At 53.4% G+C, this 3,424-nt stretch carries 4 protein-coding genes; all 4 read right to left on the bottom strand.

Annotated features, from left to right (window positions below; translation table 11 throughout):
- Positions 1–432: 432 nt before the first annotated feature.
- Positions 433–990, bottom strand: coding sequence for an SET domain-containing protein (locus tag FBQ85_28205; protein ID MDL1879017.1), 558 nt, complete (start codon positions 988–990; stop codon positions 433–435).
- Positions 991–1,123: 133 nt separating this feature from the next.
- Positions 1,124–2,140 (bottom strand): hypothetical protein, encoded by a 1,017-nt coding sequence (locus FBQ85_28200; protein ID MDL1879016.1) that lies wholly within the window; start codon positions 2,138–2,140, stop codon positions 1,124–1,126.
- 69 nt (positions 2,141–2,209) lie between these two features.
- Positions 2,210–2,953 (bottom strand): SDR family NAD(P)-dependent oxidoreductase, encoded by a 744-nt coding sequence (locus tag FBQ85_28195; GenBank protein MDL1879015.1) that lies wholly within the window; start codon positions 2,951–2,953, stop codon positions 2,210–2,212.
- Positions 2,950–3,424 (bottom strand): ROK family protein (locus FBQ85_28190; protein MDL1879014.1); only part of this gene is annotated, 475 nt, incomplete at its 5' end. The genes FBQ85_28190 and FBQ85_28195, both read right to left, overlap by 4 nt.

Below are 3,424 nucleotides of genomic sequence, written 5' to 3'. Positions count from 1 at the left end.
CAATCATTAATTGTAATTTCGTATGCGCCGGTGCAGCGCAGGCAGATCGAAGCAATTTGTGCGAAACATCGCGTGCCGCTTACAGTTTTGGGGAAGGTCGGAGGCGAGGCGCTGCAAATTTCTTCATTACTCAAGGCTTCATTGTCGACATTGCGTGAACATTATTTTCAGGCTCTCGCAGAAAAGCTGGAAAAGTTGTAAACGTTTGTACGTCATTACCGGGGAAATTTCGACGCACCGAGATGGAAAACGCGACCGATCAAAAAATTCGCCCACAGCAGTGGAACTCCCACAAAAACCTTTTGCCTGGATTTCACCTATGCGGGCGTTTTTAACTTTTTTTGCGATGGCCGCATCACCTTCCGCGCCGCGGGTTGCGCGAAAAGGCGCATCGCGCAACTAATGACGCGACTGTTGCCATCCCGCGAATTTTTACTCCGCGCTTGCAACCCTCGCTTTTTTTAATGCCTTCCCATGCGCAGCAATACTCTGCAAGGTGTGCTGCATCATGTGATTGCCATAGGCTTCCTGCACTTCCGGCAGCAAATGATCTGAACCGCGAATGATGCCGCGGCAATTGGCAGCGCCGCAGCCGCATACGAGAATAAAATCTTCTTCGATTTCACTCATGGCATAGTCATAGGTAATTTCTTCGCCGGGCATAATGTCGCGGCGCGCACTCATGGCATTGTCATCAACGAACCACGTGTTGGGATCACAACTGTGGTTGGTGGAGTCCGCCGGGTCGTTCGAAACACCGTTTTCCGGACCGTAATAAACCCCCTCGCTGATTTGATAAGCATAATTCAGAAACTTGCGCTGTAACTCTTCCGGCCAGCTCGCGACCACTTCACGTGTTACAATGAAACGCTTTGCCTGTTCCTCCGGCGTCTCCCACCACACGATTTCGCCTTCTTTAATAAACTCTTTGGCAAAAATTCCCATGCCCTGAATCACACTCTGTTTCAACTCCACCTTGGGATTCAACATTACGGTTTCCTTCCTCCGAAAATTTAAGAACGACGCGATGATCGCCTTCTCGCGAAGGTGATCGTTTATTTAGAAGGCTGCCCATACTTGATTGCCCATGCCTAACGGAGATACTTCCTGCAACTAGCGCGTGTCATGGCTTTGCCCAACTCGACTCACCGAGCAACAAATCGCGAACCGGCGCGCCTTCCAGGCCAAAGTTTTGCCAGGTTTGCCCGCCATCAACGCTGAGAAAAACACCTTTGTCATAGGTGCCGGCGAAAATCATTTGTCTTTCGTGCAATGGCAAAATACACAACACGGTACCGAGTTTTTCACTGTCGCGCATGCGCTCCCACAATTCGCCAGGCGAAGCGGCGCGATACATGCCTTGTTCGAACAATCCGGCATAAATTGGTTCATTTGCGCCGCCGCCGGCAAGCGTATAAACCGAGCTGCTGTCATCGTCCATATCAACTTTCGTGAAGGTTTTGGCGCCGTCAAAACTTTCGTAAATGCCGTGATACTCGGTGCCCACCCAAAAAATGCCCGGCCACGACTCTTTTTCACGCAGCAATGCGCGCACGGCAACGTCCGGCAGCGCCAGCAAGCGCCAATCGTCGCCGCCATTGAGAGATTCAAACAAACCCGCTTCCGTGCCCGCGAGCAAACGCCGCGATTGTTTGGGATCTGCCAACACACAACTCACAAAATTGCTGGTCAGCCCCTGGTTGCGCAGCTTCCATTCTTTGCCATTATCTTTTGAAATGAAAATGCCCACTGCGGTGGCGGCGTAAAGTATACGCTCGGAAGTGGGATCGACTTCGACATCACGCACCTCTGTCAAATGCCAGTCCGTTAGCAAGCGCCAGCCGGTGGGATTGGTAAATGGCAAAAAAATTCCCGTTGGGCCGGCAGCAAGCAACTTTGGAGAGCCGCTGCCGCTGGTTTTGGCAATGGTATTGAGCGGCAATCCCGGCCATGTTAAAATCGCCCACTTCGGATTGTCCAATGGCGAGGCGAGCAGGCCCATCGTTTCCGCGTTGTCTGCAGCATTCGTGTGTAAACTTCTGGCAACAGCGGCGAACAGCCGCTTGCTTTGTTGGGCATACGTCAAACCGGCTGGCAATTGCAGCAACAAAACGCTGAAAACAAGAATACGAAGTTTCATAAGCCATCGTCCTGTAATAGTCATATTCCAAAATCCTTTTGAAAAAATTCAACCGGCGCCTTTCCCGTTTCAGGGATTTGAGGGCCGGATATCGATCTCACTAATCATTGATCGTTGCGGCAACTTGAGCGCGGCTAGAATGCCGTCAGCCACATCTTCCGGCATGATGATGTTGCGCTTCTCGGCGCGCGGTTCCCGGCTTGGGCCGGCGCCAAAATCTGTGGCCACCGAACCCGGACAAATGGTGAGCACACGCAAGCCGTTCTTGCGTTCTTCCAGCATGAGGCATTGAGCAAAGGCGCGCAAGCCCCATTTCGTCGCGGTGTAACCGGCGCCGTTGGCAAAGGTGTTTTTACCTGCCAGCGAGGCGACATTCACCACAAAACTTTCACCGGCCTCACGCAAATGCGGCAGCGCCTCGCGCGTCGCCAGAAACACACCGCGCAGATTGACGCCGAACATCTCATCCCACTCCGCCGTGGAAAGATCACTCACCGGTTTGAAATAGCCGAGGCCGGCATTGTTCACCAAGATATCCAGGCGACCAAAACGTTTCAACGCGGCCTCAATCATGTTTTTGATTTGAGCTTCATCCCGCATATCGGCGCTGACGCTGTCTGCCTCCACGCTATATTGACGCGCCTCCTCAGCAACGCGCTGCAGCCGCAGTTGATCACGCGCCGCCAGCATCAACTTGACGCCCTCGCGCGCCAATGCCAGAGCAATGGCGCGCCCAATGCCACGGCTCGCGCCCGTGACGATTGCGGCTTTGCCTTTGAGACGGGTATTCGCATCCATAACCATTCCTTTCATGCAAAACGTTCATGCGCCAGCATCATGGCGCCGAGACATTCGGAATTTTCATTGACCGTGGCGCGCACGAGCTGCAACCCGGAAGCACAGCCCGGCAAGATTCGTCGCGTCACATCCTGCATCATCTGCTCGAAGAACTCTGCGCGCCGGTAAACCGGATCGCCGGCAATCACAATTTTTGCCGGATTAATGATATTGATCACGCTCGCAAGCCCGGCGCCGAGATCGAAGGCGACGTCATCGAGCACGGCGCGCGCCACGGCATGATTCTGTTGGCTGAGCTTAAAAACATCTTCAACAGATTCAGGCATTTCTTCATCGTCTAGCTCGAGTTCCGCTTCTTCCATCGCCACAAAAAAACGATCGAGAATCGCATCCGTGGCAACGCTCGCTTCCAAACAGCCGAGGTGGCCGCACGAGCACGGCAGATCACTGTTGCCGGTCGCGATGTGGCCGATATTGCCAAAAAAG

Source organism: Cytophagia bacterium CHB2 (assembly GCA_030263535.1).
Classification (GTDB): Bacteria; Zhuqueibacterota; Zhuqueibacteria; order Zhuqueibacterales; family Zhuqueibacteraceae; genus Coneutiohabitans.
Note: the sequence above shows the minus strand (reverse complement) of the source record. Positions and strands in the feature narration are given on the sequence as shown.